This is a genomic window from Lederbergia citrisecunda (assembly GCF_018343695.1).
Taxonomy (GTDB): Bacteria; Bacillota; Bacilli; order Bacillales; family Bacillaceae_C; genus Lederbergia; species Lederbergia citrisecunda.
The window spans coordinates 1,055,714-1,081,863 of the sequence record NZ_JAGYPJ010000001.1 but is presented as its reverse complement, the minus strand read 5'-3'; the positions used below and the strand labels follow the sequence as shown (position 1 = coordinate 1,081,863).

The following is a 26,150-nucleotide window of genomic DNA, read 5'->3' as shown; positions in this document are numbered from 1 at the left end:
AAGATTAAACCAAATTTTCAAACTTTTTTTAAAGTAAAAACACTTTGCTAACTTAGTTAGCAAAGTGTTTTATTAGATGCTTTCGATTACATCATTATTCAGCTAGTTTGCCGCGAAGTACCATTTGAAGAATACCACCATTACGGTAATAATCAATTTCCACTTCAGAATCAAAGCGTACGAGTACTTCAAATTCTTTCTTAGAACCATCTTCAGCAACAGCAGTTACTTTTATGATGTCACGAGGTTTTACTGTTTCATCAACATGAACATTGATGACTTCTTTACCTGTTAATCCTAAAACTTCTGCGTTTTCGCCTTTTTTGAATTGTAATGGAAGTACCCCCATCATCGCAAGATTTGAACGATGAATTCTTTCGAAGCTCTCAGCGATAACTGTTTTAATGCCTAATAGGTTTGTACCTTTTGCAGCCCAGTCACGTGAAGAGCCCATTCCATAATCTTTTCCTGCAAGAACGACTAGACCTGTTCCGTCTTCCTTATAACGCATGCATGCATCATAGATTGACGATACTTCACCTGTTGGCCAGTAAGTTGTAAAGCCACCTTCTGTACCAGGTGCAACTTGATTACGAATACGGATATTAGCAAATGTACCACGCATCATAACTTCATGGTTACCACGTCTAGAACCGTAGGAGTTAAATTCACGAGGCTGAACGCCTTTTTCTAGCAAGTATCTTCCTGCAGGAGTATCTTTACCGATAGCACCAGCTGGAGAGATATGGTCAGTTGTAACAGAATCACCAAACTTAGCTACTACTCGTAAATCAGTTAATGGTTTTACTGTTTCTAATTCATTAGATAAATTTTCGAAGAACGGTGGATTTTGAATATATGTTGAGTCATTATCCCATTTATATAGTGGATCATTGCTCGTTTTAATTTCATTCCAACGTTTATTATCACTGAATACATTTTCGTACTCTTTACGGAATAATTCCGGAGTTACAGTTTTATGAACTACTTCAACAACCTCTTCACGTGTTGGCCAAATATCTTTCATAAATACATCGTTGCCATCATTATCTTTTCCAAGAGGCTCGTTATTTAGATCGATATCCACTGTACCTGCAAGAGCATAAGCTACAACTAGTGGAGGAGAAGCTAAGTAGTTACCACGAACTAGTGGATGAATCCTTCCTTCGAAGTTCCGGTTACCTGAAAGTACAGAAGTTACTAGCAAGTCATTCTCGATGATTGACTTCTCGATTTCATCTTTCAAAGGACCAGAGTTTCCGATACATGTTGTACAGCCATATCCAACAAGGTCAAAACCGAGTTTAGACATATATGGCATTAACCCAGCATCACGAAGGTAGCCTGTTACAACTTTTGAACCAGGAGCAAGTGATGTTTTTACATACTTCGGCACTTGCAGTCCTTTTTCAACCGCTTTTTTCGCAAGTAAACCCGCACCAAGCATTACGTAAGGATTAGAAGTGTTTGTACAGCTTGTAATAGCAGCAATAACGAGTGCACCCGTCTTCATAACTGCTTCCTCGCCGTTATTAAACATCACTTTTGCTTCTTTCGTAATTTCAGCAGGTTCTAAGCCAAAGCCTTGGTTTCCTACTGGTGCTTGCAAAGCTTCTTTGAAAGCACTTTGCATTTTGGAAAGAGGAATTAAATCTTGTGGACGTTTTGGTCCGGAAAGATTAGCCTCAATTTCAGATAAGTTTAATTCAACAATATCTTTATATACAGGATCTTCCTTATCAACACTAAAGAACATATCGTTTTCTTTTAAGTATTTTTCAACAAGTTCAATTTGCTCTTCAGGACGACCTGTTAAACGTAAATAATTTAACGTTTCGTCGTCAACTGGGAAGAATCCACAAGTAGCTCCATATTCAGGTGCCATATTAGCAATTGTTGCACGGTCCGCAAGAGGTAAGCTCGCAACACCTGGTCCGTAAAATTCAACAAATTTTCCAACTACACCATGAGCACGAAGAACTTGAGTCACTTTAAGCGCTAGGTCTGTAGCAGTTGCAGCATTTGGCAATTCCCCTGTTAATTTTACCCCTACAACTTCTGGGATTGGGAAATAAGAAGGCTGCCCAAGCATTCCTGCTTCAGCTTCAATACCGCCAACTCCCCATCCTAACACACCAACACCATTAATCATTGTTGTATGTGAGTCTGTACCTACTAAAGTGTCTGGGTATGCTTCAAAATCTCCATTTGAAGTTTCAATAGCATGAACAACACTAGCAAGGTATTCTAAGTTAACTTGGTGTACGATACCTGTAGCAGGTGGTACTGCACGATAGTTATCAAATGCTTTTTGAGCCCAGCTTAAAAACTCATAACGCTCTGCATTTCTTTCGAATTCAAAATCCATGTTCACATTCAATGCTTCAGGGGTTCCGTAAGTATCAACTTGTACAGAGTGGTCGATAACTAAATCAACAGGAATTTCAGGATTGATTTTTTCAGCATCTCCACCAATGTCTGACATTGCTTTTCTTAATGATGCAAGGTCAACTACAGCTGGAACACCAGTAAAATCTTGAAGGATTACACGTGATGGTTTAAATGGTACTTCACCATTATTGTCCTCATCAGCCCATTTCGCTAAATCTTCAACGTGTTCCTTTTTAATAACACGTCCATCCATTTGTCTTAGAACAGATTCAAGTAGAACCTTAATGGAATATGGCAATTGTGATACTTTTGCAACGCCTGCTTCTTCTAATGCTGCCAAACGATAATAGTTATAGCGTTTGCCACCAACATCGAATGAAGAACGTGCACTAAAAATATCATTTTTAGATTGTGCCATGTTTATTCCCCCTTTTCAAAAAATAGTTTCAGTAAAATAATAATAATAAATGAGAATTACTTGCCAAACTTCCTCTCAATACTATCTTATGACAATATCACTCATAAGTAAATTATAAGAAAGTTATGGTTTTCAATAAGGAAAACTTATTGATGTTTTCGTTTAATCAGTAAAACTCCACCATTCATAATACCAAAAATATTCCTTAAAGAAAAATATAAATGTTTTTCTTATATCTACTATACGTATTTCCATATATTTTTCATCTTACTTATGATAAATATGTTTATCCTTGAATTTATCAGGTAATAATATACGTAAGCTCAAAGCAAGTAACAATCCTAAAGGAGATGAAAAAAATGGGCTTTTTATTATACCTTATTGTAGGCGGCATCATCGGGTGGCTTGCAGGATTAATTTTGGGCAAGGATATCCCTGGAGGAATAATTGGAAATATCATCGCAGGTATAATTGGAGCGTGGCTTGGAGGGGCAATATTTGGCAATTGGGGGCCAGATGTAGCAGGTATACCAATCGTCCCGGCCTTAATTGGAGCATTAGTTCTTGTCTTCGTGTTAAGCCTAATTTTAGGTTCTATGGCAAGAGGACGTAGAAACACATAAAAATAACATTAAGTAGCGGGAGGCGTGCCTCCCGCTTTTATTGTTCATTTTTAACATTTTTGTATAGATTTACATAATGCATTACATCTTCTACATATTGATCACTATGGTTATAGGCAAATATTGCCTTTCTAATATCTCCTTTTGCAGCTCCACTTTTAGCTAAATAATTTGCTGCACTAAATATCGCGTCTTCAACATCCCAAGGATCTGCAATACCATCACCATTTGCATCTATTCCATACCCATTATATTTTGCAATGATTTCAGGATTCATTTTTTCGTCATCTGGGATATTTCCTTTTCCCAAATCTGAACAACTTGGATGAGACCACCCTACAAATGTACATGGCATAAACTGCATATGACCTTCTGCCCCAACAGGTGATAACATCGGATCCATCGAAGAGAAAATCGTTTCAACCCGATGGATAGCCGCAAGTAAATACCATGGTACACCAAATTCCTCTTCAGCAGCAAAGTAAATCGGCATAAACTCCTCAGGAATCATAGGCTTTTCAGGTTCGGATTGTTGCGGCTTATTTGAATAAATCCCTACAATCATTAAAGCTATAATAGGAAGAAAAAGAATAAGCAAAACCATTCGCTTTCGTTGAGATTGCTTTTTACTAGATTTATTATTTTTGCTTATTTTCTTCACCTACATATACTCCTCCCACGTCCAATAAGAAAACTCAATGATTTGTAATAGTTAAATTATCTCGTAAATAATGCATTGCCTGATAGAGGTGAGCAAATGTTTTCATACGGGAGAAGTCCAGTCCTAAACTAATACTCGTTTGTGCAATTTCTGGTCTCATTCCAGTAATAATCATTGATATATCCAAAAGTCGAAAAGTTTCTCCAAGCTGAAATATTTGATTTGCTACCATTGTGTCAATAATTGGTACTCCTGATAGATCCAGAATAATCCATTCTAACTCCATTTCACTTGCTTTATTCAAACTTGTCTCAAGTATTTTTGATGCACGGTACGTATCAATTTCTCCTACTAAAGGGATAATCCCAATATTTTTGTCTACCCTAATGACAGGTGTACCTAACTCAAGAATCGTTTCTTGTTGTGATGTGAATATGTATTCATAATCTTCCATATATTTTTTTGTAACTAACTGTTGGTATCATCGAATTTTCTGCTAATAATACGAACCCAATTTATTACTTCGTTTCCAGAAACTTCTTTAGAATTCCCTTCAATAAATTTTTCAATATACGAGTAATAAATGCTCCTGAATATTGAGAAATTGACAATTATATCATAAAGAGGTGTAGCAGTACGTGTCCTATCCGAGGCAATGGAGGTGGACCATTCTTGTAATGAGGTCTCTTTTCCAAATATACAATTATTCAATGCCAAAATAAATTGTTTATTCATATGGCGCAATTGATCATAAGCTTCCGAATCCTTCGGCTGTGCATAAACTCCATTACCGCTAGTATACGTTTTATTAATCCATTCAGATGTCATATCCGGTATATGTTTATTCAAAAATTCTAACATTTCGCTCTCAATATGGAGGGCCATAATGATAAGTACTTCCTCTCTAAATTATTTATTACAACCTATTGTATTAAGTTTATTATGTGAAAAACATAAACAATTCGCAAGTTAATTGGATATTACTGCCTATTAAAAAGCACCTCAGCATATTGCTTAGGTGCTTCCTTTATTATTCATCTAAAAAAAGTATAATCTTACCAGCATCCAACTCTTCCATATAACGGTCCGCTAATTCCTCGTTTCCCATTGATATAAACATATTCCGTAAATCTTCATTGTTTCCTACAAATGCAGAAGCTATCGGACCAGCTGCCATTAAAGGCCCTATACCTGGTATAGCCATTCCAGGTACAGCTATTCCTCCTCCAATTCCAGCAAGAAACCCTCCCAACAGCCCAAATGCTCCTTCATTAGCAGGTTCCTGCTCATCAACATCCATTTTCTCTGTAAGATAATCAGTTTTACTCTCATCTTTTGCTAAAACAGAAAACTTGCTTCGCTCCATTCCCTTTGCTTCATAATTTTTAATTTCATTTATAACTTCTTGCTGACTGTCAAAAATTCCTACTATTTGAGATCCCATGTGAAGACTCCTCCTTGTAACAATTACTTAATTGAATGCCAAATATTCTGTTGGTGCCTTTGTTTAAAATACCCTTTTCTTTGATCATTAAAACAGAGGTGAAAAATATGAAAAATCAATATATTTAGGTAAATTGCTTGTTTTTCATACTTGTCTACACACTGATTTTTACAAGAACATAAAATACTACTAAGGAGGTGTAATTATGGGCCAAAATAATACAGTCTCGTTATATCTCTCTTGTATTTTAGCTGCCTACGCAATCATTGGATTGGTCGTCATTTCAAGCGTATCAAACCTGCTTGGTGCGTTAACAATCATTTTGTTGACGATAGCGGTGATTGTTGTAGTAATATTTGCCTTGGCAATCATTATAACAGGGTTAATAAAATTATTTTCTTCTTTTAAAGGATAATATAGTATAGCGGTCAGGATTTTACTGACCGCTATATTTTTGAAATGCTTTGGAAGTTCATTCTTGGTTTTTCAGCTTAGTTGATTGGAGTAGAAGACGTGAGACTTTTGAATATATTAACGTCATAAACTTTTAACAAATGATTTCGGTGAATGTGATATGGTAATAGTAATATTTGAAAAAAGCGAGGTATTGTCTTGGGAATCACAAGTATTGCAATATTACTATCAGGTGTCATGTTTGTAATGTTTACTGCCGCCGTTATCATATTTATCGTATTTCTTAAAAATCAAGAAAAAAATAGGAAAAAAAATTAAAAGACCTGTCTCTCAATAACAGGTCTTTTAATCGTATTATCTTCTCCATTTTCGAAACATGACGATATTCATCGAAATGGATGCTAGCAGTATTAAAGCAATGATTATTCCAATCATTAAATAATCTAGTTTAAACGCATAATAAGTAAAGACTGCAAGACTTACTGTAATAAACCAACCAAATACTAGCGTCATAATAAAATATGTCTTTTCCAATTGATCACCTTCAACCTAAAAATTGAAATTCTGTCTTGCTGCCATTATGGTCAGCGAACACTTCTAGTCTTGCATCAATTCTTTCTTTTAACTCTGGAACATGCGAGATAATTCCTACTAATCTTCCGCTGCTTTGTATATCCATCAAAGCCTCAATCGCTTGATCAAGTGATTCAGGATCCAATGTTCCAAATCCCTCATCTATAAACATTGTTTCCAATGATACCCCGCCCGCATATTCTTGGACAATATCTGCAAGACCAAGTGCAAGTGCGAGTGCAGATTTAAAACTTTCACCGCCTGAAAGGGTCTTAACATGACGTTCCTGTCCAGTATATTGATCAAAAACAAGTAACTCCAATCCACTTTGGATATTTCCTTTTGATCGATCCTTTTTACGAAGCAATTGGTATCTACCGTTTGTCATCTTTGTAAGGCGAGCATTTGCGGCATCTAATATTCCATCCAAAAAAGAGGCAAGAACAAAGCGTTCAAAGGAAAGCTTATATGTATTTTGTCCTCTCGTAATATCAGCTAAATGACCCACCAATTCATATTCACTCTCTAAATGCTTAATTTGTTGATTGATCGTTGTTACTGCTTTTTTGATTTCATTATTTTTCTCAATCTGAATATTTAAATGTGAAAATTGGTCAGCTAATAATTGATAGAGCTTTTCGCTTTCTTCAAATTCAATATGCAAACGATCCAAGTCCGGTTCATCTTTGTTTTCGAGTCGCGATTCGTAATCAGATAGTCTATCTATTATAGATCTTAGTTCTTCATAGAAATTTCTAATGATATCATCGAATTGATTAACTTCAGTTGTACTCTTTTTGGAATCCCTGTAGTGCTTAAATGACGTGAAGTTTTGCTCTTCCAATTTTTCTAAAAAGATGTTTCGTTCAATATTTAATGATTCTGTTACTGTGTTAAGATTTTCTTGAAGATTTTTAATCATGCCCTTAGTTCCAGCTACTTGCTCGCTTATTTTCGCGAAAGACTCTCTGGCTGCTTTTAAAGCATCGTCCATTTTATTAATTTCATTTTCAATGGATTGAACTTTAATATCAAATTTATTTATGTCTCTAAGATTTTCAGGAATAATACGAATAAGATTTTCAAGGATGAGAGTTGATTCAGAATGCAAAATAGAAAGCTTACGTTCTGTTTCCTGCAAACGTTCTACGATCAACCTTCCCTCTTCTATTTCTTTTGTTAATTGAGTAACTTGTTTCTCAATGGTAGGTATTTGTTTTAGTTTAGATTTATAATCACTCAAACTATCTTTCGTTTTAGCGATTTCTTGTTCATAATCTAGCAAAAATATATCTTTCTCTGCAATTGAAAAATGAGGGATTACATTTAAAGTGTTATTTAATGTGTCAATAATTTGATTTTTTAATAAATCTGCTTCCGCCCCCATCTTTAACCATTCTCTTTCAATATTGGAGTGGTATGAAAAAGCAGATTCCACATTTTCCTTTGCTGATTTAATATCATTTTCATCGATTTGTACATTTGTATTTGTAGATGGGTGTGGATGTTCAATCGATCCACAGACTGGACAAGGTTGACCAGAAACTAAAGAAGCGGCAAGATGCCCAGCTTGCCCAGCGATCCATTGATTTTCCAAAACCTTTAATGATTCCTTTGCATCATCTACAACCTTTTTGGCATGTTCAAGCTCTGACTTTTTTATTTTTATCTTCTTTTCCAACAACGCTTCCTTATCCGTAAAACCATTCAGTGCTTGTAAATACTGTAATACAGCTTCTAACTTAGTTACTTTTTTATCCATTTCAAATGTCTGAATCTGGAGCTTTTCTAATTCCTTTACCTTAGTTTCTTGTTCTTTTATTTCATTTGTTTTTTCGTCTAATTTCTTTTTTTCGTACGTTATTTGAGTTTGGCATTCCCGCAACTTTTGTTCTGCCTTCTTAACATTTCCTTTTCTAGATTCATACGAAATTACATCTTCTCGCATATTTTTAAGCCTTGTGAGTTCACTATATAATTGATCTCTTTTCCCGGCATGTCTTTCTTCTAACTGTACCCGCTCATTCGCTTTTTCAAGCTCTATTTCAAAACTTGCTAATTGATCTTTCTCATTTTTGAGACGGGAGTCGAATTGATCTAAATCTACTTTTAATCTTTGACATAACTCCTCTTGGTGTTGCAATTTATTTGCTTTATATGCCATTTCAATTTCTTTTTTCATTTTAATGATTTCTGACTCTTTATTTAATAAGGCACTCTTTTGTTGAATAAGCTGATCACGAATCTTCATTTGCTTTAATAAATCTTCCGCTGCATCAACATGACGCTTAGCATCGTCTCTTATTATTTTTTGCTGTTCCATTTTATGTTTTATTAACTCTATTTCTTTTTCCATCTCAATGATTAGATCATCCAATAAAACTAAAATAAACGTATCATTAAGATGGTCTGCTAATAATGCTTCATCTAATTGTTCATTATCTTTGTATACGATGTTTTTTAGTTGACGGCTTCTTTCCGTAATTCCTAACTCAACTTCTCTTTTTAAACGATTGGCATAATCTTTTAATTTTTCTTCAATCTGTTTGAATAATTCAGTGTGAAAAAGCTTTTGTAAGATCGCTTCCTTTTCTTTGCTGTCTGAAGTTAGCAGTTTACGAAAGTCGCCTTGAGGTATCATCAAAATTTGTCTAAACTGATTTGCATCCAATTGAATAATTTCTTTAATTTTTTCATCAGTATCCCTTACATTTGCAGCAAGGAGCTTCCGTTCACCAGCTGGATCAATAATAAATAATTCCGCTTTTGCATTAACAATTGTAAAGCCTTCCCCACGGCTCTTTTTCTTTTCTTGCTGAGGTGATCTCCAAATGTAATATGTATTACCTTTTAGTGAAAACTCAAGGGATACCTCAGTAGCGATGTCATCTTGTGCGAATTGGCTCCTCAAATCAGCCCCGACCCGGTCATCTCCGCTAGCTCTACCGTAAATCGCAAAACTTATACCATCAAATATTGTTGTTTTACCCGATCCAGTCTTTCCGGAAATGACAAACATTGTTCGATTTTCAAGCTTTGAGAAATCAATTATTTCTGTGTCTGCATAAGGTCCGAAAGCTTGCATCATTAATTTAATCGGTCTCATACAAGCACCATCCCCTTTTTAACATCGTCGATCATTTGTGCCATTAAACGCCTTTTGTCCTCTGTGAATTCACTTGTAGTCATCTCTTGATAAAAATCATAAAATAGATCTAATTCAGATTTCCTTTCAAATCCACTCTGGGTAATGGTGTGTTTTTTCCTTAAATCAGAAAGTTCAATCCTTCTTTCCATATGCATGACATTAGGATAAATCTGCCTAAGTTTATTAATCGGATCGATTATAGCTCCCTCATCAAGCAATGTTACTTTTAAATAATCATCTACTTTTTGATATTGATAAACACTAGGGTCTAATAGTTCCTCTAAATATCCGCTAATTTCTCTCATATCTTTTTGTGGAACTAAAGTTCTTTCCTTCAATACATATGATCCATCTGAATTCAATTCAATAATCGAAACACTTTTCTGATGATTTGCTTCTGAAAATGAATACTTTAACAATGATCCTGAATAACGGACTTTTTCATGTTTTAATGCTTCTGGACTATGTAAGTGACCTAATGCAGTATAGGAAAATGGAGAAAAATGTTCAACCGAAACACACCCTGATCCTCCGACAGACAAGGTACGTTCAGAATCACTTGTTTTTCCTCCAAATACAAATGCATGACCAACAAAAATATTCGGTTCGTTGGGATTTAGTGAATCTTCAATTTCACTCACTATTCGTTTCATGGCATCATCATGTGAAGAGATGGATGAATCTTGGAAAAATTCTCGGATTATCCCTGGTTCTGCATAAGGAACTAAATAAAAGTTTGCCCCATTTATATGTATTGGTTTAAAGCTTTCTTCTATTTTCCCATTAATATAAAGTTTGCTATGTTTATACCAGGAAGAACCAAATGAAAGTCTTTCCGCACTGTCATGGTTGCCTGATATTGCTAATATAGGAACCTTTAACTCGACATTTATTTTAAATAACATTTCTTCAAGAAGACTAACTGCTTCTGTAGGAGGTACCGAGCGATCGTATAAATCCCCAGCAATAATAATCGCCTCAGGCTTTTCTTCTTCGATTAACTGTACAAATTGATTTAATACGTATCTTTGTTCTTCAGTCATGTACACGCCATGTACTAGTTTACCCAAATGCCAATCTGCAGTATGTATAAACTTCACCCGACTCCACCCCTTTACAACTTTTCTACTATTATACCAAACTAAAATGATAGGGTTGTTACAAAAATACCCCCTAACCATTTCAGCCGAAATATCTTTCACTAAGGAAAATAAGTGTTCTAATTTTATTCTTTTGCCCAATGATATTGCAATTTGGACAAGGCTTGGTTTAGTTTCTTAGTTCTGCACAGATTTACACTCCATTAAGACTAAGTAAGCTCCGAATGTATTCTTGTGTCCAAATTCTTTTACATTACTTATTTTAAGCGCTGTCTATTGAAAAAATCCCCGTCTAATTTTATTTACTAGTTGCTTGTCATTAAGTTTTTTCTTTCGTTATAATAGATATTAATGGTTTGTTTTGAAACGAGGTGAAGTGTATGGTTCTTTCTGGTTGGTTCCTATGGTTTATTCTTTTTTGGGTAGTAGTTCTCATTTCTTTAATGGGAATAGGTGGTTTTTTTATGTTTCGGAAGTTTTTAAAAAGACTGCCAAAACAAGATGGAAAATCAGATATGGATTGGGAAGAATACTACGTTGAAAAAACAGAAAAGTTATGGACCCCAGATAATATATCCTTACTGGATGAGCTTGTCAGTCCCGTTCCAGAATTATTTAGAGATGTGGCTAGGCAAAAAATTGCTGGGAAAATAGGAGAAATCGCGTTAAAAGAAAAAGTAAAGAAAATTGATTTAGATGTATTAATCAGGGGTTATATCACAGCAACTCCAAAAAGAGATCATAAATTTTTAAAGAAAAAGCTTGACCAAATGAATATTGATGTTACACCATACGAGCATTTGTTTCTATAAAAAAGGTGATGAAAATGAAGTATTTGGCAGTGGGAATAGGAGGAATCATTGGGAGCTTATTACGTTATTTCGTTAGCTATATTCATTTCGGTTTACCTAATGAACTACTGCCTTTAGATACTTTGTTCGTAAATCTTTTAGGTTCATACTTACTTGGACTTTTAACAGGACTTTATAGTCGTTTTCCTAACATTCCCTCCTATATTCAGATCTCCATAGGAACCGGTTTAATCGGTTCCTTTACCACTTTTTCCACATTCAGTAATGAAATAGTACAATTAATGTTGCACCACCATTATTTACAAGTATTTGTATATTACATTGGAAGTTTTATTGGTGGGTTGGCTATGTCGTGGTTAGGAATATTAAATGGTTCAGGTAGAACGTGGAAGAAGGTAAATGCTAAATGACAGTTATTTACGTAGCGATCGGTGGATTCTTAGGTGCGATAGCTAGATATAGTGTAAGTAGGTTTATACACCTTGATCACTCCCGTTTTCCTACTCCAACTTTTTTAGTGAATATAATAGGATCTTTTTTCCTCGGTTTAATTATAGGTACTGCTCTTCCAAACGGGATGAATCTATTTTTAGGCATTGGTTTTTTAGGATCTTTTACTACTTACTCTACATTTATGGTTGAGAACGTGAAGATGATTTTAGAAAATAAATGGAAGAATATGATGATCTATACAAGCTTAAGCTATATGATCGGCATTGCTTTCGCTTTTGGAGGACTAATGCTGGGCCTTTCACTTGGAAAATAAAAAAACAGCACTAGGGGCTGTTTTTTTACATGGTTGTTACCATCAATTTTTTATATTGCACTAACATCGCTATGCGCCAAGGAACAATCATCCCAAATGCCAGAATCCAGAACATTCCGCTCAATTGGCCAACGTCAATTTGCTGGCTTAGTATTGACTTCGCTACAATCCGAACAATCAGTAAAGCGATTAATATGACCGCAAATGCTTTAGAACGTTTAAGATAAACATTATTGTCACGCACTTCAAATTTGGAAGTTTTTATTAATAAAATGGAAAACAATAATCCTACCACACTTGCTTCAATAATCTCCATACCTGTTACCCTGAAATAAGGCGATACAAACATAAGAGCACCAGTGCTCATAAATAGAGGAGGGAGGATAATTTTCTTTGCAGAAACAGGCTTATGTGACGCCTTCATCCTTATAAAAAGGACTCCAATACTCATTAATACAGCAAAGATTGAAGGTATTAAAATTTGCATTTCGACCATTCCTTAAAACTTCAAAATATCTAACCTAAAAATTATACACAAAGATAATACATCTGGAAAGAATATATTTTCCCCTAATTAGAAACCTACAAAGTCTCCGAATAACAAAGATAAAACACTTATGATTAAGGTCATGCCATCAAAGAAAAGGAGAATACCGACCAAAATCATTATGTACCCACCAATTTTCATGATCTTAACATTATGCTTACGAATCCAATTCATCCGTCCTATAAAGAAAGAAAGAATAAAAAATGGAATGGCAAATCCAAGTGTGTACGCAATCATGTATATAACGCCAGAACCTGGGTTAGAAGCCGCTAGACTGATAACCATCATCAAAATCGGGCCCGTACATGGCGTCCAACCAGCGGCAAACGCCATGCCGATAAGTGATGATCCAACATATCCTGCAGGACGATGTTTAAATTCTATGCGGCGATCCCTCATTAGAAATCCAGGTGAAAAAATACCCGTTACCATTAAACCGAAAAGGACAATAAAAATGGCACCTATTTGTCTAATTAAGTTTAGATAATCCGAAAAAAATTGACCTATATATGAAGTACTAAATCCTAAAAAGATAAAAATAATAGAGAATCCTAGTAGGAAAAAAAGCGTATGAAGCATACTTCTTCGTCGGAACATCGCATTTTCATTTTTCAATTCACTCACAGACATACCTGTAATATACGATAAAAATGCTGGATATAACGGAAGGCAACATGGCGAAATGAAGCTTAGGAATCCTGCTCCAAAAGCCAAAAACACATTAATATCTCCGGTCATTTCATGACAACTCCTAATATCTTTTGCATCCATTCTATCAAATAAATAGTGCTTATAGTCACATAGCGATTGTGAATCTTCTGTGTCGAACAAAAAAAGTTGTTATAACATTAATAAATATGTTATTATCGTTTTAATACTTTTAAAAGAATCTTTCTATTGAAACGTTTTAATGATTCATTCGTATATTTATTATACATAGTTTTTACTAGATGTTAATTGATCAATATGAATACGTCTTTGTAGTAGGCTATTACAGAGAAACATATTTCATCATAGAAAGGATAATAGACTATGTCAAATAAACAGCTACTTGCTAAAATTGAAACTAAACGTCAACAATTACTTTCAGTCGCTGCTCAAACAGGTTTGACATCGGCATTGTCTCTTCAGTATAGTATGGAACTTGATACACTTATCAATCAGTATTATCATTTGCTATTGAAAAAAGTGTGATAACAATAGAGACCTTATTAATCAAAAAACGGATGCCTTCTCTAGTAATGGCGTCCGTTTTTTTCATATCCCTAATAAGGATATTTTTTATTTCGTTTGTTTATTCATCGCACTCATTTTTAACATTTGATCATAATTGGCGTGTTTTTTTAAAAAAGGAGCTCATCATGTATTTACGAGCAATAGGAAATCCTAATGCTATACCAACAACTAGTTTCCAATGAAATTAATAAAAAACCCATGAATATAAGTGCTTTTTATGCAGTTCCCTACTTCCCATAATTATTTTCTGGATACTGCTATCATTTTTGTTGCACTAATTGCTCCTTTTTTATCTTTTGCATTCACATATATTTTCGTTCCAACTCGTTGCTTAGGAATTTTCACGTTGTAATTACCTTGCACATCTGCTTTAGCTGTATATGCTTTTGTTCCTATTTTTACGGTGACTACTGCTTTTGGCTCTGTTTTCCCCTTTACTAAGGTTGAATTATTATTTACTGCATTGACTGTTGGCATATTCGGTGCGACCCTTTTCACTGTTGTCTTATTAATTGCACTAACATTTTCCTTACTATCTTTTGCTGTGATTGAAATCATTGTTCCTGTATTTTGGACTGGAATTGTAACTTTGAAATTACCCGATCCATCTGCCTTAGCCTTATATACTTTTGTTCCTATTTTTACAGTGACTTCTGCTTTTGGTTCTGTTTTCCCCTTTACTAAAGTTGATTTATTATTTACTTCATTGACCGTTGGCATATCCGGTGCGACTCTTGTCACAGTTGTCTTATTTATTGCACTAACATTTTCCTTACTATCTTTTGCTGTGATTGAAATCATTGTTCCTGTCTTTTGGACAGGAATTGTCACTTTGTAATTACCCAATCCATCTGCTTTAGCTTTATATGCTTTAGTTCCTATTTTTACGGTGACAATGGCTTTTGGCTCTGCTTCCCCTTTCACTGAATTTGATTTATTATTTACTTTATTGACTGTTGGCATATTGGGTGCAGCTCTTGCTACTGTCGTACTCTTTACTGCACTGACATTCCCCACACTATCTTTTGCTGTAATTGAAATGGTAGTACCTGTATTTTGGACTGGGATCAGTACTTTGTAATTACCCGATCCATCTGCTTTAGCTGAATATCCTTTTGTTCCTATTTTTACAGTAACTATTAATTCTGGCTCTGTTTTTCCCGTCACTGAAGTTGATTTATTACTTACTTTATTGACCGTTGGAACATCTATAAATCTTTTTACGGTTACAATTGTTGACTCACTTTTATTAAACCAATCATCGGTAGCTTTAACAAATAATTTACTACCAGCAATAAGCGGTATAATCTTAATTTTAAAATCCCCATTGGGTCCTGTTGTCGTTTCCCCTACAAGATTATTATTCTCGTTTACTACATTAATAACAGAAAATTTTTCAGCCTTACCCGTGATATACTCACTGATGTCTGTTACATCAAAGACAATAGGTTTTTCTGGCGAGTCAATCTTTATAAAGGGAGTATTTGGATCTGGCGAGGGTAAATATGGTTTATAATTGATATAAGAACCAGAACTAGGGTCACTATTCTTATCAAAGATCATTTTTTTGATCAAAGTTTCGTCTGTTGTTCCCCAATAGTTAGAGATTGCTGTCATTTTTGCCGTTGAGAAACCAGGAGGTAAAACTAAAGCATAACCTCCATTATTTTTGGGTTTTAAAAAAGAATTATATGACACAACTGTTTCAGAACTTTCGTCCGTACTCCAAGTTGAAACAGCATAATCGGTATAATTGTAAAATACATTATTTTTTATATTAACCTTGATATCCTTGTACGTTGCCATATTTATTCCACTAGAATTGATAAATACATTGCGTTCAATAAATACATCCTTAAGCGGAAAAAAAGAGTTAAGGGATTTGATAAATTGAAGATTCTTGAATCTTTTAAGATCAAATTGGTGATAAACCCCCACCTAATATTACTGCTTTGTATGATGTCAGTATTTTCGAGGTGGATAAAAGCATTTAGTGGATCGATGTCTAAATCGTTAAATATCACATCGTTTAATATTATTTTTAAATTCGGGGTCCCGACCGCTTCAAAATCTCCGTAAACTTTCATGCGCAAATTATTTCCATTAATTGTCACTCCAGGCTCTACCGTTAATTTAATCCCCTTAGCGATGTAAAGATCACCTGTTAAAGAATAGGGAGACCCTGCCTTCGTCCAAGTTGTATTCTGATTAATGGCTCCAATTACATTTGTGCCTGTACTTGCTTTAACAGGGGTATTCGCTTGAAAACACATGAGTATTAACATGAAAATGAATATTGACTTCAAATACTTAATCATACATTCCCCTCTCCCAAGCCACCTAAGATTGTACACGCAAAAATCTTTATCACTTTTTAAATATGTTATTTTACGAACTATATTCTTATTGAGATAAATTTTTTATTGATTAATTATCTTATGTGGACCTTTTGACTTTGCTATAGTACCTTTACTCTTCTAATACATCCTTAAAAAACACAAAAAAACCACCTTTCTTTGGTTTAGTTTCCAATAGAAAAAGTGGTTTCGGATTAGTTTGATGAAAGATAAAGCAGAAATAAGACAAAATATTGATGCAAAAATTCACTCTACAAGAATGTTGAAGGTGTCTTACTTTATTGCCTTCAAACCTTTAATTAATCAATATTTTTTACTTCATTTGTTTATTCATTGCACTCATCATTTGATTGATTTTCTTCTGCGACGGCTTCATGCCCATCTGCATCATCATCATTTTTAACATTTGCTCATTGATTGGTGGGTTTTTCTTAAGGTAATTCATCATATATTTACGGGCGATGAAGAAGCCAAGTGCCACTCCTGCTAAAATCCCTATAAAAGCCCAGAAAAAATACCAAAACATCCTTTTTCCTCCTTCAAATTGTCTACACTTCAGTTTACTAAATACCCGATTATTATACAATAATGTATGAAGTTTTCATACGAATTTTCGTTCTTTAATTGGTTTTACCCAACCATACTGATCATTTTCAATATCCATCGCCAAAAATTTGCCATTAAATTGCCTCAATACTTCGAAAAATATCGATTCGAATGCGTAGCTTCCCCAAGCCTTTAGCTGCAAGCAACGTTCCCCTATCGATAATTCTGCACCTTCATGTATGCCAGTATTTTCGGCACAATAAACCTTCCCTTTTATATAAAATTCCTTATTTTGGACTGAGTGAGCTAGATGTTTATGTAGATCTAAATATGGCAATGGTTTCGTAATGTATTTAATTTGTTGTTGAACTATGTCCTTCATTTCTCCACGTAATCTCCGCTCGGCAATGAAAAGTTCTACGAATTTACATTCTCTTCCGTAAAAAAAATCCGCAAATTCATCCTTTATTAAATAAATTAGATAGATTCTCATATATTTATTCACTCCTCAGTCAGCTTTTCTCCCATTGTAGACGAGGTTTTGTAAAATATTTGTCTAATGTTGTATGAAACATGAAAATAGTATAGATTATTTACTTCAATCATTACTATTCTTGAATCATTTCATATTTCCTGCTTATTTCGATTAAAAAAGAGAGGAAATATTGCTCCTCTCTTTTTTAGATGATTTTATTTTTGTAACATCTTCTCTACTTTGGCTACTACATTTTCGACAGTGAATCCATATTCTTCAATTATTTTATCACCAGGTGCAGAAGCTCCAAATTTATCAATTGCTAAAGTCTCTCCTTCATCACCTGTATATCTTTCCCATCCAAATGAGGCACCCATTTCAATCGCTAATCGTTTCTTAACAGAGCGTGGAAGAACTGATTCTTTATACTCTTTTGTTTGCGCCTCAAAACGATCCCACGAAGGCATACTTACAACTGATACATTGATGCCTTTTAGTGCAAGAGCCTTTTGCGCCTCTACTGCAAGATTCACTTCAGAACCTGTTGCAAGTAATAGCGCATCTACATTATTTTCAGAAGGAGAAATGACATAAGCACCTTTTTCTACTCCTTCTCTTGCATTTTCAGAAGTTCCTGGCAGCGTTGGTAAGTTTTGGCGCGTCAAAACTAATGCAGTCGGTTTATTGCTTGATTCAATTGCTAAACGCCACGCTACTGCGGTTTCATTTGCATCCGCTGGTCTAATTATTGATAAACCTGGCATTGCTCTTAATGCAGCAAGATGCTCAATTGGTTCATGGGTAGGACCATCTTCCCCAACCGCGATGCTGTCATGCGTTAATACATAGGTTACTGGCAGTTCCATAAGAGATGCTAAGCGAATAGCAGGACGTAAATAATCAGAGAAAACAAAGAATGTTCCGCCAAAAACTTTAAGTCCCCCGTGGAGAGCAATCCCATTCATGGCTGCACCCATACCGAACTCTCTTACTCCAAACCAAACATTTTTTCCTGAGTAATTATCTGCGCTTAAATCTGTCTCTCCATTGATCATCGTATAATTGGAGCCCGCCAAGTCTGCTGCTCCTCCAATTAAATGAGGGAAGTTTTTCGCAATGCCATTTAATGCATCATTACTGGACTTCCTAGTCGCAATGCTTGTTCCTTCTTCGAATACTGGGAGATCTTTATCCCAACCGTCTGGTAATTTACCAGAAATCGCTGATTCAAGCTGTGCAGCTAGTTCCGGATGATCTTGCTTATATTGGGCCATAAGACTTTCCCATTCAACTTCCTTATCCTTACCATTTTGGATGGCAGTCTTTTCAAAAACATCATAGACTTCCGATGGAACGTAAAAGTCTTCCTCGAATGTCCATTTATAATAGTCCTTCGTCAGCTTCATTTCAGCCTCACCCAGTGGCGCGCCATGGACAGCTGATTTTCCGGATTTATTCGGAGAACCGTACCCAATAACAGTTTTTACTTCAATGAGGCTTGGTTTGGAAGTCTCTGCTTTTGCGGCTTCAATCGCTTTAGCAATTTCCTCCATATTGTTTCCATCTTCAACCTTGATATAGTGCCATCCATAGGCTTTGAAACGTTCACCAACATTTTCGGAAAAGGATTTATCCAACTCACCATCGAGGGTAATATCATTGGAATCATATAATAAAATCATTTTTCCAAGCTTTAAGTGACCCGCAAGGGAAACTGCTTCAGAAGCTACTCCCTCCATTAAATCTCCATCACCACATATCGCATATGTATAATGGTCGACAATATTATATTGATCTTTGTTGTAAACTGCTGCTAAATGGCGTTCTGCCAAAGCCATACCAACAGCCATTCCAATTCCTTGTCCAAGAGGGCCAGTTGTTGCTTCTACGCCTGGTGTATAGCCATACTCTGGATGTCCTGGTGTTCGGCTCCCCCATTGACGGAAATTTTTCAAATCCTCAATTTCAACTCCATATCCTGATAAATGGAGCAAACTATAAAGTAACATGGAACCGTGTCCAGCGGAAAGAACAAATCTATCACGATTAAACCATTCAGGGTTCTTAGGATTGTGGTTCATAAAACGCGTCCATAAAGTGTATGCCATTGGTGCAGCCCCCATAGGTAAACCCGGATGACCAGATTTTGCCTTTTCGATGGCATCAATAGAAAGCGTTCTTATTGTGTTTACAGCTAATTGATCTACTTGTTCAAACATTGACAACAACCTTTCTATCTAATTTTGCATATATCTATAATAATGATAAATGATTGATTAAACAACCATTTTTAAAAATTGTGAAAGTTATATAAGTTAAATTCAAATTAATGCAATTTTTTCTTAGCTTGGATACTTTTAACTTTTTCTGGAGTAACATCTTCTCCTGTTGCGTCGTATACACGTACATTTTCAATTGTCTTTCTCATGGATGATCGAAATGTCTTTAAATATTCGGAGCGCAAGCTTGTCTGCTCCTTCGCTTCTTCTTGTGTAAGTCCTTGCTCCTTTGCTTTTTTAGCTAAATGATTGATTCTCATTAGTTTGTCTTTTGACAGCATATTGAAATTCTCCTTAAAATAAAGGTTTTGTAATAAGGCATTTTTAAAACCTTAGATTAAAATTAATCGTACTAAAAAAAGAGGGAGACTACAAATCATCTGCCCTCTTTGTTATATTTTCATTTTTTGCAGTATATTCTTTATATCTTCTATGTACAGTTGCTTTTGAAACTTCATAGCCGAAGCCTCTCATTGTTGCTGCAATTTCACTAAATGTAAGTCCGTTATTTCTTAGCCGGATAATTTCTTCAAGAGGAACTTCTTTTCGTTCTCTTCCTTCGAAATTCCCTCGTTTTTTTAAATTTTTTTCAGGACGATATCCTCTTTCGATTGCTTTTTTCATTCCGCGCTTGATTTTTATATTATGTAGTTTTCTTTGATATTCCTCAACCATGCTGACGATATTCAGAACCATTGAATCAGTCTCAGAAAGCTGTAATTCCCCATTATGTGAAAGATTATAGAGTGTTACCCCTTCTTTAAAAAACGTATGAAGCAATGCAATTTTTGCATTTCCACGTCCAAGCCTCGTTTCGTCTTGAATTAATACGGCGTCAATTGTATCTGATTTGATTTTCTCGAGTAATGTCAGGATACCTGGCCTATCAAGATCATACCCGCTTGATTGATCGCATACAATTGCATCTACTTCCATTCCCCATGTTTTGGCAGCAGCGAGTAATTCCTCTTCTTGTCTACTAAGGGATGTTTCTTGTGTTGCTTTGTCCGTACTAACTCTACAATAAATAATGGCTTTCATACATTCCTGCCTCATTTCTCTTTAAATGCAAGTTCAATGTTGTCATTAGAAATATGTATATAAGATCCAGAAATGACAAGCTTGTCACCGCTTTTGATTGAAGTCGTCTTTAATTGATTTTCCTTTTCTAATAGTTTCATAAAATCAGATGTAGTCATTCCAAAACGTTCAGCATTTTTTTGAGAGATTGACCACAGTGTATCTCCATTTTGAACAGTAAAAACTATTTCAGTATGATTGTCATCTCCATTAAATAGTATATAAAAACCCATTAGTAATGTAATTATAAAAAATAGAATAGCATATGAGTATTTTTTCCATAAAGAGATCATCGATATAACCTTCTTTCGAATATGTGTTCTTATTTAATATTGATTGTAATACGAACGCATGTTTGTTGTCAACTAAAATTCGAACTTATGTTTGTATACATAGAGAGTCCATGATATAATGAGGCTAAGTTATTATTGAGATGAGGGAGAGTGAACATAATTGATAAAACTATCGAAAAGACAACAAGATATTCTTGACTTTATAAAACTAGAAGTTAGATCAAAAGGATATCCGCCTTCCGTGCGTGAAATTGGAGAAGCAGTAGGACTAGCCTCCAGCTCAACCGTTCATGGGCATCTTGAACGATTAGAAAATAAAGGTTTGATACGACGAGATCCAACTAAGCCAAGAGCGATTGAAATTATACAGCCTGAAGATGATTCAATACCTCGACATAGAACGATCAATGTTCCTTTAGTCGGTAAAGTAACTGCAGGTTTACCGATTTCTGCGATTGAAAATATTGAAGAGTACTTCCCTCTTCCTGAACAGCATGTACCTGCAGACGATCAAGTATTCATGCTTGAAATTGTTGGAGAAAGTATGATTGAAGCTGGAATATTAAACGGCGATTACGTTATCGTACGTCAACAAAGTACCGCAAATAATGGCGAAATCGTTGTAGCCATGACTGATGAAAATGAAGCAACTGTAAAAAGATTCTTTAAAGAAAGAGATTATTTCCGCCTTCAACCAGAAAATTCGAATATGGAACCAATTATTTTACGTGAGGTTTCTATATTAGGAAAAGTAATTGGACTATATAGACAAGTCATACATTAATTTATGAGAATAGAGCCTTTAGTTTCAGGCTCTATTTATTTTTACTAGCTTCAACAGCTTCTCCCCAATAATATTCACTGATTACTTCTGCCAATGCATCAACTGTTCGGTTCAATTCCTCGAGATTGTTATCAATTCCACCTATTTCAATTACAAGATTATGATCGAATAAGTCTTGATTATATACACCATTGTTTCCTTCTATTTTTGGTTTATTAAGGACCCCCCTTGATAAACCTGGATAACTCTTTTCAAGTAATTTATGAAGTTTATCGGCAAATTGTATGTTTTTCATATAGTTCGGGTTTCCACTGCCAATTACAAACATAACTTTCGCATAAGATTGTCCCTTAATTTCTTTAGTCGTGACATGTTTTCTCTGTGCATCCCGGTGAATGTCAAACATGAGTTGTAACTGTTTATTTTGACCCAATGCTTCTACAACACTCTCTCGTGAAACCGCATATGACTGGTAGTATTTCATACCTCTTTTTAATAGCTTTTCCTGAATATCTGATGAATCGACTAACGTTTTTATTCCGTTTTCTTCAAGTTTTTCACCCAATCTTTTTCCTAGTACCGTCACATTTTTATCATTACTAGATGGATTGGTAGACCCAGGAAGTAGTGGAAGATATGATTCCCATGTGTGTGTATGGTAAATAAAAGCGACATAATCATTTGTTAATTCTCTTTTTTCATTATCTGGTACAACTTCCGCTTCATTTGTTTCGTCTAGTACTCCAAAATCTTGTGGTGGAGGTGATTCAATAGGTAGGTTTGTAAAATCCGTCCCTTGTCCAGCGATGAGGATTTTTGGACTTGATGCGTATAACCCAGGGATCTCTGTAAATAAAAATGTTTTCATATCGGCCAGATTGATATTTGTTAAAATTTCCAATGCCACTTTCCCTAGTGATCGATCCGGCTGGGAAGGCATAACTGAATGAAGAGTGTGATTTTCCAACGATAATATATAGAGTAAAGAATCTGTTCTTGATGATTCCGTTCCTATAAACGAAAATGCACTAATTTTTAAACTTGAAAAAGCAATAACAGAAATAATAAAAAAAACAGCGATAACCGATAGTGAGGATCTTGCAGCAACTTTAATCATCGTCTTCATCCCTTTTTCAAATTGTAACTACATTCCATTTATATGAAAAAGTTAATAGACTATGAATGAAAAATTAAAATTATTGATAGAAAGACAAAAAACCTTGTGGTTCTAATTAACCACAAGGTTTTTTGATAAAAGATCAACCTGTATTCACTAATCCTGCTGCAACGCCATTAATTGTAAGCAATACTTCCGTTACGAGCTCATCTGAAGGATTTTCAGTTTCTCTCAATTTTTTAATTAAGTCTACTTGTAGGAAGTTCAAAGGATCGACATAAGGATTGCGTCTATGGACTGATTCTTGAATATTAGGCGTATGTGCTAATAATTCTTCGTTTCCGGAAATTTGTAATAGAACTCTTCTCGCTCTGTAATATTCATCGGAAATATTATCAAAAATCCGATTAGCCATTTCCGGGTCCTCAACTAAACTCAAATATTCTTTTGCAGTAGCCATATCTGCTTTCAACAACGCCATTTGCAAATTATTAATAGTTGATTTAAAGAAAGGCCAATGTTTATACATTGTTTGAAGTAATTCAAGATTGGATTCGTTTAGATTTAAGAATGTCTCTAGTCCTGTACCAGCTGCATACCATGCAGGAATCATTTGCCTTGACTGTGTCCAAGCAAACACCCAAGGGATGGCACGTAAATCTTCAAATCGCTGACTATTCTTTCTACTCATAGGGCGAGAACCAATATTTAAAGCACCCAATTCTTTTAATGGTGTTGCTTGATTAAAATATGTTAAGAAGTCTTTATCACCAAATACAAGCGACTGGTATTTTTCCAATGCATGCTTGGAAATATCCTCCATCGCAACTTCCCATTCTTTTTTACGAAAATACGCATCACCATTAGATGAAGCAACCTTTGAGCAAGCTTCTAGTAAAGCTGATGCTGCCTGTTCTAAATTCCGGTAGGCAATATCTTCAAATAAGTATCTAGAAGAAAGAACCTCTCCTTGCTCGGTTATTTTTACTCCATCACCAAGTGTTTCAACGGGTTGTGAAAGAATACTTGTATTTAATGAGCCACCACCACGGCCAAGAGAACCTCCACGGCCATGGAAGAATTTTAGACGAATCTTAAATTCTCTTGCCATATTATGAATTTCTTGTTGAGCTTTAAAAAGTTTCCAATTTGCCGTTAACGTTCCGCCGTCTTTACTTCCATCGGAATATCCTAGCATAATTTCTTGATGATTTCCGCGTTTACTTAAATGATTACGATAAACATCCATTTCAAACAAGGATTTTAATATTTTTGGTCCTGCGATTAAATCATCAATCGTTTCTAATAATGGAGCAACATGTAGGTCACTTTCTAGTCTACCATCAGAGTAAAGGCGATAGATTCCAGCTTCCTTTGCAAGCACAAGAACTTCCAATATATCACTCGCAGATTGTGTCATACTAATTAAGTAAACTTCAATAGAACGTTTTCCAAATTCTATATGAGCTTTTTTTATAAGCTTAAAGACATTCAATACCGCTATTGTTTCTTTCGAATACCCTTCCTCAAGCAGAAGAAGTGGTCTTGGGTCTTTTAATACTTTTCGAAGAACATCTATTTTGTCTTCTTCAGAAAGCTCCGAATAGTTTTCTGATATGTTGACCGCTTTTAGTAATTCGTTTATAGCTGCTTCATGTTCACCACTATGGTTTCTAATGTCCAATGTAGCTAAATGGAATCCGAATAATTTAACTTGTCTAATCAGCTTTCTAATCGTTTTAAGCTTCTTATGAGCTGGCTGATGTTTTTCAGCACTTTCCATTATTTGAATCAAATCATTTAATAATTCTTTAGAATCCTTATAACCTAAATCCGATTTACCTATTTCCTGAATTCTTTTTAATATAATCGCAAATTTTCTTCGATAAAATTCGGATTCAATCGGCCATCTTTCATCCTCTGTTAAATATTTCAGCTCATCATGTTCAACAGAAGTAATTAAATCTTCACTTACATGAATTCTTTGGGTGGATTGGCTAAATCTTTTCATTAATTCATTGATAGATTCATCATACTTCTTTAAAACAAGATTACGCTGCATTTGCAAGGTTTCCCAAGTGATTTCAGGAGTTACATTTGGATTCCCATCGCGATCCCCACCAATCCACGATCCAAAGTGGAGAAAGTTCGGGACTTCTAAATGATAGTCGGGAATATTATCTTGTAATTGTAATTCCAGTTCTTGATGCACAGATGGTAATGTATCAAATAATGTTTCATCGAAATAATAAAGGCCATTTCTTACTTCATCCAAAACTTTTGGTTTTCTATGTCGCAATTCATCCGTTTGCCATAAAGCCGTTACTTCATTAAACAAGCTGTCTTCATAGTTTCGACGTTCTTTCTTTGTCACTAACGGATTATCAAGTTTTTGGAGAATCGTTGATATTCTTTTTTGAATTTCTAGTACTGTTCGTTTTGTCGCTTCAGTAGGGTGTGCTGTGATAATTAGTTCTATCGATAAATCATTTAACACTTGTTGAAGCACTTCGTTCGATAACTTTAACTCTTTTACTTTGGATACTACATTTTCCAATGAAAAAGGTTGACCGCCTACATCTTGCAACTGATATTCTCTTCTACGACGAATTCTATGATTTTGTTCAGCAATATTAATAAGATGAAAGTATATCGAGAATGCTCTAATAACTTGCTGACGTGTTGGTGGCTCAAGTTTACTTATCATATCCTTTAATTCTGAATATGTCTTTTCGTTATATTCTTTGCGTAAGCTTTTCGTTAATTCTCTTATTGCTTCCACTTTATTGAAAAGCTCAATACCGCCGTGATGAACTAATATTTCACCGAGGATATTTCCTAATTTTTTCACATCGCTTCGCAATTGAGCGTTATGATCAACCGTGTTGTACATATTATCTCCTCCTATTCCCCAAAAACGACAAGACCTTTTTACAAAATATTTCATTAATAAAGATTTAATAAAACCAAGGACAGTTTATCTCCCAACGGGTATAAACTGTCCCTGTACGATAGATTATGTACCACCTGAAAGTACATAATATTTTATCATAGGTAATTCTGCATATCAAATGATAACTGACGAT

General features: G+C 35.0%; 27 protein-coding genes. 7 read left to right on the top strand and 20 right to left on the bottom strand.

Translation table 11 applies throughout. The features are described from left to right. Positions 1-94: 94 nt before the first annotated feature. Complete coding sequence (gene acnA, locus KHA93_RS05350; protein ID WP_213109789.1) at positions 95-2,809, bottom strand: aconitate hydratase AcnA; 2,715 nt, start codon at positions 2,807-2,809, stop codon at positions 95-97. A 359-nt stretch (positions 2,810-3,168) separates the two neighbouring features. Between acnA and KHA93_RS05345 the strand changes: the two genes are divergently transcribed. Beyond that, entirely contained in the window at positions 3,169-3,432 is a 264-nt protein-coding gene (locus KHA93_RS05345; protein WP_213109788.1) for a GlsB/YeaQ/YmgE family stress response membrane protein, read from the top strand. Positions 3,433-3,469: 37 nt separating this feature from the next. Here the strand turns inward: KHA93_RS05345 and KHA93_RS05340 are convergent, their stop codons facing one another. The 4 genes from KHA93_RS05340 to KHA93_RS05325 form a co-directional block, all read right to left on the bottom strand. Beyond that, positions 3,470-4,036 carry a lytic transglycosylase domain-containing protein gene (locus tag KHA93_RS05340; protein WP_213112781.1) on the bottom strand — a complete coding sequence of 189 codons (567 nt, stop codon included), beginning with the start codon at positions 4,034-4,036 and terminating at the stop codon, positions 3,470-3,472. A 91-nt stretch (positions 4,037-4,127) separates the two neighbouring features. Next, on the bottom strand, positions 4,128-4,547 hold the full coding sequence (locus tag KHA93_RS05335; RefSeq protein WP_213109787.1) for an STAS domain-containing protein: 420 nt from the start codon (positions 4,545-4,547) through the stop codon (positions 4,128-4,130). A 14-nt stretch (positions 4,548-4,561) separates the two neighbouring features. Further along, entirely contained in the window at positions 4,562-4,954 is a 393-nt protein-coding gene (locus KHA93_RS05330; protein ID WP_213109786.1) for a hypothetical protein, read from the bottom strand. Positions 4,955-5,123: 169 nt separating this feature from the next. Then, the gene (locus KHA93_RS05325; protein WP_213109785.1) at positions 5,124-5,537 is read right to left on the bottom strand and encodes a general stress protein; all 414 of its coding nucleotides are present in this window, start codon (positions 5,535-5,537) and stop codon (positions 5,124-5,126) included. A 205-nt stretch (positions 5,538-5,742) separates the two neighbouring features. Here KHA93_RS05325 and KHA93_RS05320 point away from each other — a divergent pair, with 205 nt between their 5' ends. Next, positions 5,743-5,952 (top strand): hypothetical protein, encoded by a 210-nt coding sequence (locus KHA93_RS05320; RefSeq protein ID WP_213109784.1) that lies wholly within the window; start codon positions 5,743-5,745, stop codon positions 5,950-5,952. A gap of 353 nt (positions 5,953-6,305) precedes the next feature. On the opposite strand, the gene KHA93_RS05315 is transcribed toward KHA93_RS05320, so the two are convergent. The 3 genes from KHA93_RS05315 to KHA93_RS05305 are packed head-to-tail and all read right to left on the bottom strand — an operon-like array spanning position 6,306 to position 10,772. Further along, entirely contained in the window at positions 6,306-6,485 is a 180-nt protein-coding gene (locus KHA93_RS05315; protein WP_213109783.1) for a hypothetical protein, read from the bottom strand. A gap of 10 nt (positions 6,486-6,495) precedes the next feature. Beyond that, a complete protein-coding gene (locus tag KHA93_RS05310) occupies positions 6,496-9,630 on the bottom strand; it encodes an AAA family ATPase (protein WP_213109782.1) in 3,135 nt (1,044 codons plus the stop codon). Next, positions 9,627-10,772: an exonuclease SbcCD subunit D gene (locus KHA93_RS05305; protein WP_213109781.1), complete on the bottom strand. Its 1,146-nt coding sequence runs from the start codon at positions 10,770-10,772 to the stop codon at positions 9,627-9,629. Before KHA93_RS05305 ends, KHA93_RS05310 begins: the two co-directional genes overlap by 4 nt. 380 nt (positions 10,773-11,152) lie before the next feature. Here KHA93_RS05305 and KHA93_RS05300 point away from each other — a divergent pair, with 380 nt between their 5' ends. Genes KHA93_RS05300 through KHA93_RS05290 form a run of 3 tightly spaced genes read left to right on the top strand, consistent with a single transcriptional unit; the run spans position 11,153 to position 12,350 of the window. Next, the gene (locus KHA93_RS05300) at positions 11,153-11,584 is read left to right on the top strand and encodes a DUF2621 domain-containing protein (protein ID WP_213109780.1); all 432 of its coding nucleotides are present in this window, start codon (positions 11,153-11,155) and stop codon (positions 11,582-11,584) included. Between the two features lie 14 nt (positions 11,585-11,598). Next, complete coding sequence (crcB, locus tag KHA93_RS05295; protein WP_213109779.1) at positions 11,599-11,994, top strand: fluoride efflux transporter CrcB; 396 nt, start codon at positions 11,599-11,601, stop codon at positions 11,992-11,994. Then, positions 11,991-12,350 carry a fluoride efflux transporter FluC gene (locus KHA93_RS05290; RefSeq protein WP_213109778.1) on the top strand — a complete coding sequence of 120 codons (360 nt, stop codon included), beginning with the start codon at positions 11,991-11,993 and terminating at the stop codon, positions 12,348-12,350. Before crcB ends, KHA93_RS05290 begins: the two co-directional genes overlap by 4 nt. Positions 12,351-12,375: 25 nt before the next feature. On the opposite strand, the gene KHA93_RS05285 is transcribed toward KHA93_RS05290, so the two are convergent. After that, positions 12,376-12,846, bottom strand: a complete 471-nt coding sequence (locus KHA93_RS05285; protein ID WP_213109777.1) for a CcdC family protein — start codon at positions 12,844-12,846, stop codon at positions 12,376-12,378. A gap of 78 nt (positions 12,847-12,924) precedes the next feature. After that, positions 12,925-13,635 (bottom strand): cytochrome c biogenesis CcdA family protein, encoded by a 711-nt coding sequence (locus KHA93_RS05280; protein WP_213109776.1) that lies wholly within the window; start codon positions 13,633-13,635, stop codon positions 12,925-12,927. 294 nt (positions 13,636-13,929) lie between these two features. Between KHA93_RS05280 and KHA93_RS05275 the strand changes: the two genes are divergently transcribed. Further along, positions 13,930-14,091, top strand: coding sequence for an aspartyl-phosphate phosphatase Spo0E family protein (locus tag KHA93_RS05275; protein WP_213109775.1), 162 nt, complete (start codon positions 13,930-13,932; stop codon positions 14,089-14,091). 282 nt (positions 14,092-14,373) lie between these two features. On the opposite strand, the gene KHA93_RS05270 is transcribed toward KHA93_RS05275, so the two are convergent. From KHA93_RS05270 to yneA, 8 genes are all read right to left on the bottom strand, one after another. Continuing rightward, complete coding sequence (locus KHA93_RS05270; RefSeq protein ID WP_213109774.1) at positions 14,374-15,939, bottom strand: Ig-like domain-containing protein; 1,566 nt, start codon at positions 15,937-15,939, stop codon at positions 14,374-14,376. A 2-nt stretch (positions 15,940-15,941) separates the two neighbouring features. Beyond that, on the bottom strand, positions 15,942-16,451 hold the full coding sequence (locus tag KHA93_RS05265; protein ID WP_213109773.1) for a hypothetical protein: 510 nt from the start codon (positions 16,449-16,451) through the stop codon (positions 15,942-15,944). 352 nt (positions 16,452-16,803) lie between these two features. Next, positions 16,804-17,016, bottom strand: a complete 213-nt coding sequence (locus KHA93_RS05260) for a YneF family protein (protein ID WP_213109772.1) — start codon at positions 17,014-17,016, stop codon at positions 16,804-16,806. Between the two features lie 75 nt (positions 17,017-17,091). Then, on the bottom strand, positions 17,092-17,529 hold the full coding sequence (gene sirA / locus KHA93_RS05255) for a sporulation inhibitor of replication protein SirA (protein ID WP_213109771.1): 438 nt from the start codon (positions 17,527-17,529) through the stop codon (positions 17,092-17,094). A gap of 197 nt (positions 17,530-17,726) precedes the next feature. Continuing rightward, positions 17,727-19,730 (bottom strand): transketolase, encoded by a 2,004-nt coding sequence (gene tkt, locus KHA93_RS05250; protein WP_213109770.1) that lies wholly within the window; start codon positions 19,728-19,730, stop codon positions 17,727-17,729. Positions 19,731-19,837: 107 nt separating this feature from the next. Then, complete coding sequence (locus KHA93_RS05245) at positions 19,838-20,071, bottom strand: DUF896 domain-containing protein (RefSeq protein ID WP_213109769.1); 234 nt, start codon at positions 20,069-20,071, stop codon at positions 19,838-19,840. Positions 20,072-20,159: 88 nt separating this feature from the next. Further along, the gene (locus tag KHA93_RS05240; RefSeq protein WP_213109768.1) at positions 20,160-20,831 is read right to left on the bottom strand and encodes a YneB family resolvase-like protein; all 672 of its coding nucleotides are present in this window, start codon (positions 20,829-20,831) and stop codon (positions 20,160-20,162) included. An 11-nt stretch (positions 20,832-20,842) separates the two neighbouring features. Next, on the bottom strand, positions 20,843-21,163 hold the full coding sequence (gene yneA / locus KHA93_RS05235; protein WP_213109767.1) for a cell division suppressor protein YneA: 321 nt from the start codon (positions 21,161-21,163) through the stop codon (positions 20,843-20,845). A gap of 160 nt (positions 21,164-21,323) precedes the next feature. Between yneA and lexA the strand changes: the two genes are divergently transcribed. After that, complete coding sequence (gene lexA / locus KHA93_RS05230) at positions 21,324-21,947, top strand: transcriptional repressor LexA (protein WP_213109766.1); 624 nt, start codon at positions 21,324-21,326, stop codon at positions 21,945-21,947. A 31-nt stretch (positions 21,948-21,978) separates the two neighbouring features. Here the strand turns inward: lexA and spoIIP are convergent, their stop codons facing one another. Together spoIIP and ppc are read right to left on the bottom strand one after the other, a co-directional pair. Next, positions 21,979-23,073, bottom strand: coding sequence for a stage II sporulation protein P (gene spoIIP, locus KHA93_RS05225; RefSeq protein WP_213109765.1), 1,095 nt, complete (start codon positions 23,071-23,073; stop codon positions 21,979-21,981). A 133-nt stretch (positions 23,074-23,206) separates the two neighbouring features. Beyond that, positions 23,207-25,957, bottom strand: coding sequence for a phosphoenolpyruvate carboxylase (gene ppc, locus KHA93_RS05220; RefSeq protein ID WP_213109764.1), 2,751 nt, complete (start codon positions 25,955-25,957; stop codon positions 23,207-23,209). Positions 25,958-26,150 lie beyond the last annotated feature (193 nt).

What these genes read in the sequence shown, in the direction of transcription:
- acnA (WP_213109789.1), bottom strand. Translation starts at nt 2,809, where the DNA reads ATGGCACAATCTAAAAATGATATTTTTAGTGCACGTTCTTCATTCGAT.
- KHA93_RS05345 (WP_213109788.1), top strand. Translation starts at nt 3,169, where the DNA reads ATGGGCTTTTTATTATACCTTATTGTAGGCGGCATCATCGGGTGGCTT.
- KHA93_RS05340 (WP_213112781.1), bottom strand. Translation starts at nt 4,036, where the DNA reads ATGGTTTTGCTTATTCTTTTTCTTCCTATTATAGCTTTAATGATTGTA.
- KHA93_RS05335 (WP_213109787.1), bottom strand. Translation starts at nt 4,547, where the DNA reads ATGGAAGATTATGAATACATATTCACATCACAACAAGAAACGATTCTT.
- KHA93_RS05330 (WP_213109786.1), bottom strand. Translation starts at nt 4,954, where the DNA reads ATGTTAGAATTTTTGAATAAACATATACCGGATATGACATCTGAATGG.
- KHA93_RS05325 (WP_213109785.1), bottom strand. Translation starts at nt 5,537, where the DNA reads ATGGGATCTCAAATAGTAGGAATTTTTGACAGTCAGCAAGAAGTTATA.
- KHA93_RS05320 (WP_213109784.1), top strand. Translation starts at nt 5,743, where the DNA reads ATGGGCCAAAATAATACAGTCTCGTTATATCTCTCTTGTATTTTAGCT.
- KHA93_RS05310 (WP_213109782.1), bottom strand. Translation starts at nt 9,630, where the DNA reads ATGAGACCGATTAAATTAATGATGCAAGCTTTCGGACCTTATGCAGAC.
- KHA93_RS05300 (WP_213109780.1), top strand. Translation starts at nt 11,153, where the DNA reads ATGGTTCTTTCTGGTTGGTTCCTATGGTTTATTCTTTTTTGGGTAGTA.
- crcB (WP_213109779.1), top strand. Translation starts at nt 11,599, where the DNA reads ATGAAGTATTTGGCAGTGGGAATAGGAGGAATCATTGGGAGCTTATTA.
- KHA93_RS05290 (WP_213109778.1), top strand. Translation starts at nt 11,991, where the DNA reads ATGACAGTTATTTACGTAGCGATCGGTGGATTCTTAGGTGCGATAGCT.
- KHA93_RS05285 (WP_213109777.1), bottom strand. Translation starts at nt 12,846, where the DNA reads ATGGTCGAAATGCAAATTTTAATACCTTCAATCTTTGCTGTATTAATG.
- KHA93_RS05280 (WP_213109776.1), bottom strand. Translation starts at nt 13,635, where the DNA reads ATGACCGGAGATATTAATGTGTTTTTGGCTTTTGGAGCAGGATTCCTA.
- KHA93_RS05275 (WP_213109775.1), top strand. Translation starts at nt 13,930, where the DNA reads ATGTCAAATAAACAGCTACTTGCTAAAATTGAAACTAAACGTCAACAA.
- KHA93_RS05270 (WP_213109774.1), bottom strand. Translation starts at nt 15,939, where the DNA reads ATGGCAACGTACAAGGATATCAAGGTTAATATAAAAAATAATGTATTT.
- KHA93_RS05265 (WP_213109773.1), bottom strand. Translation starts at nt 16,451, where the DNA reads ATGATTAAGTATTTGAAGTCAATATTCATTTTCATGTTAATACTCATG.
- KHA93_RS05260 (WP_213109772.1), bottom strand. Translation starts at nt 17,016, where the DNA reads ATGTTTTGGTATTTTTTCTGGGCTTTTATAGGGATTTTAGCAGGAGTG.
- sirA (WP_213109771.1), bottom strand. Translation starts at nt 17,529, where the DNA reads ATGAGAATCTATCTAATTTATTTAATAAAGGATGAATTTGCGGATTTT.
- tkt (WP_213109770.1), bottom strand. Translation starts at nt 19,730, where the DNA reads ATGTTTGAACAAGTAGATCAATTAGCTGTAAACACAATAAGAACGCTT.
- KHA93_RS05245 (WP_213109769.1), bottom strand. Translation starts at nt 20,071, where the DNA reads ATGCTGTCAAAAGACAAACTAATGAGAATCAATCATTTAGCTAAAAAA.
- KHA93_RS05240 (WP_213109768.1), bottom strand. Translation starts at nt 20,831, where the DNA reads ATGAAAGCCATTATTTATTGTAGAGTTAGTACGGACAAAGCAACACAA.
- yneA (WP_213109767.1), bottom strand. Translation starts at nt 21,163, where the DNA reads ATGATCTCTTTATGGAAAAAATACTCATATGCTATTCTATTTTTTATA.
- spoIIP (WP_213109765.1), bottom strand. Translation starts at nt 23,073, where the DNA reads ATGAAGACGATGATTAAAGTTGCTGCAAGATCCTCACTATCGGTTATC.
- ppc (WP_213109764.1), bottom strand. Translation starts at nt 25,957, where the DNA reads ATGTACAACACGGTTGATCATAACGCTCAATTGCGAAGCGATGTGAAA.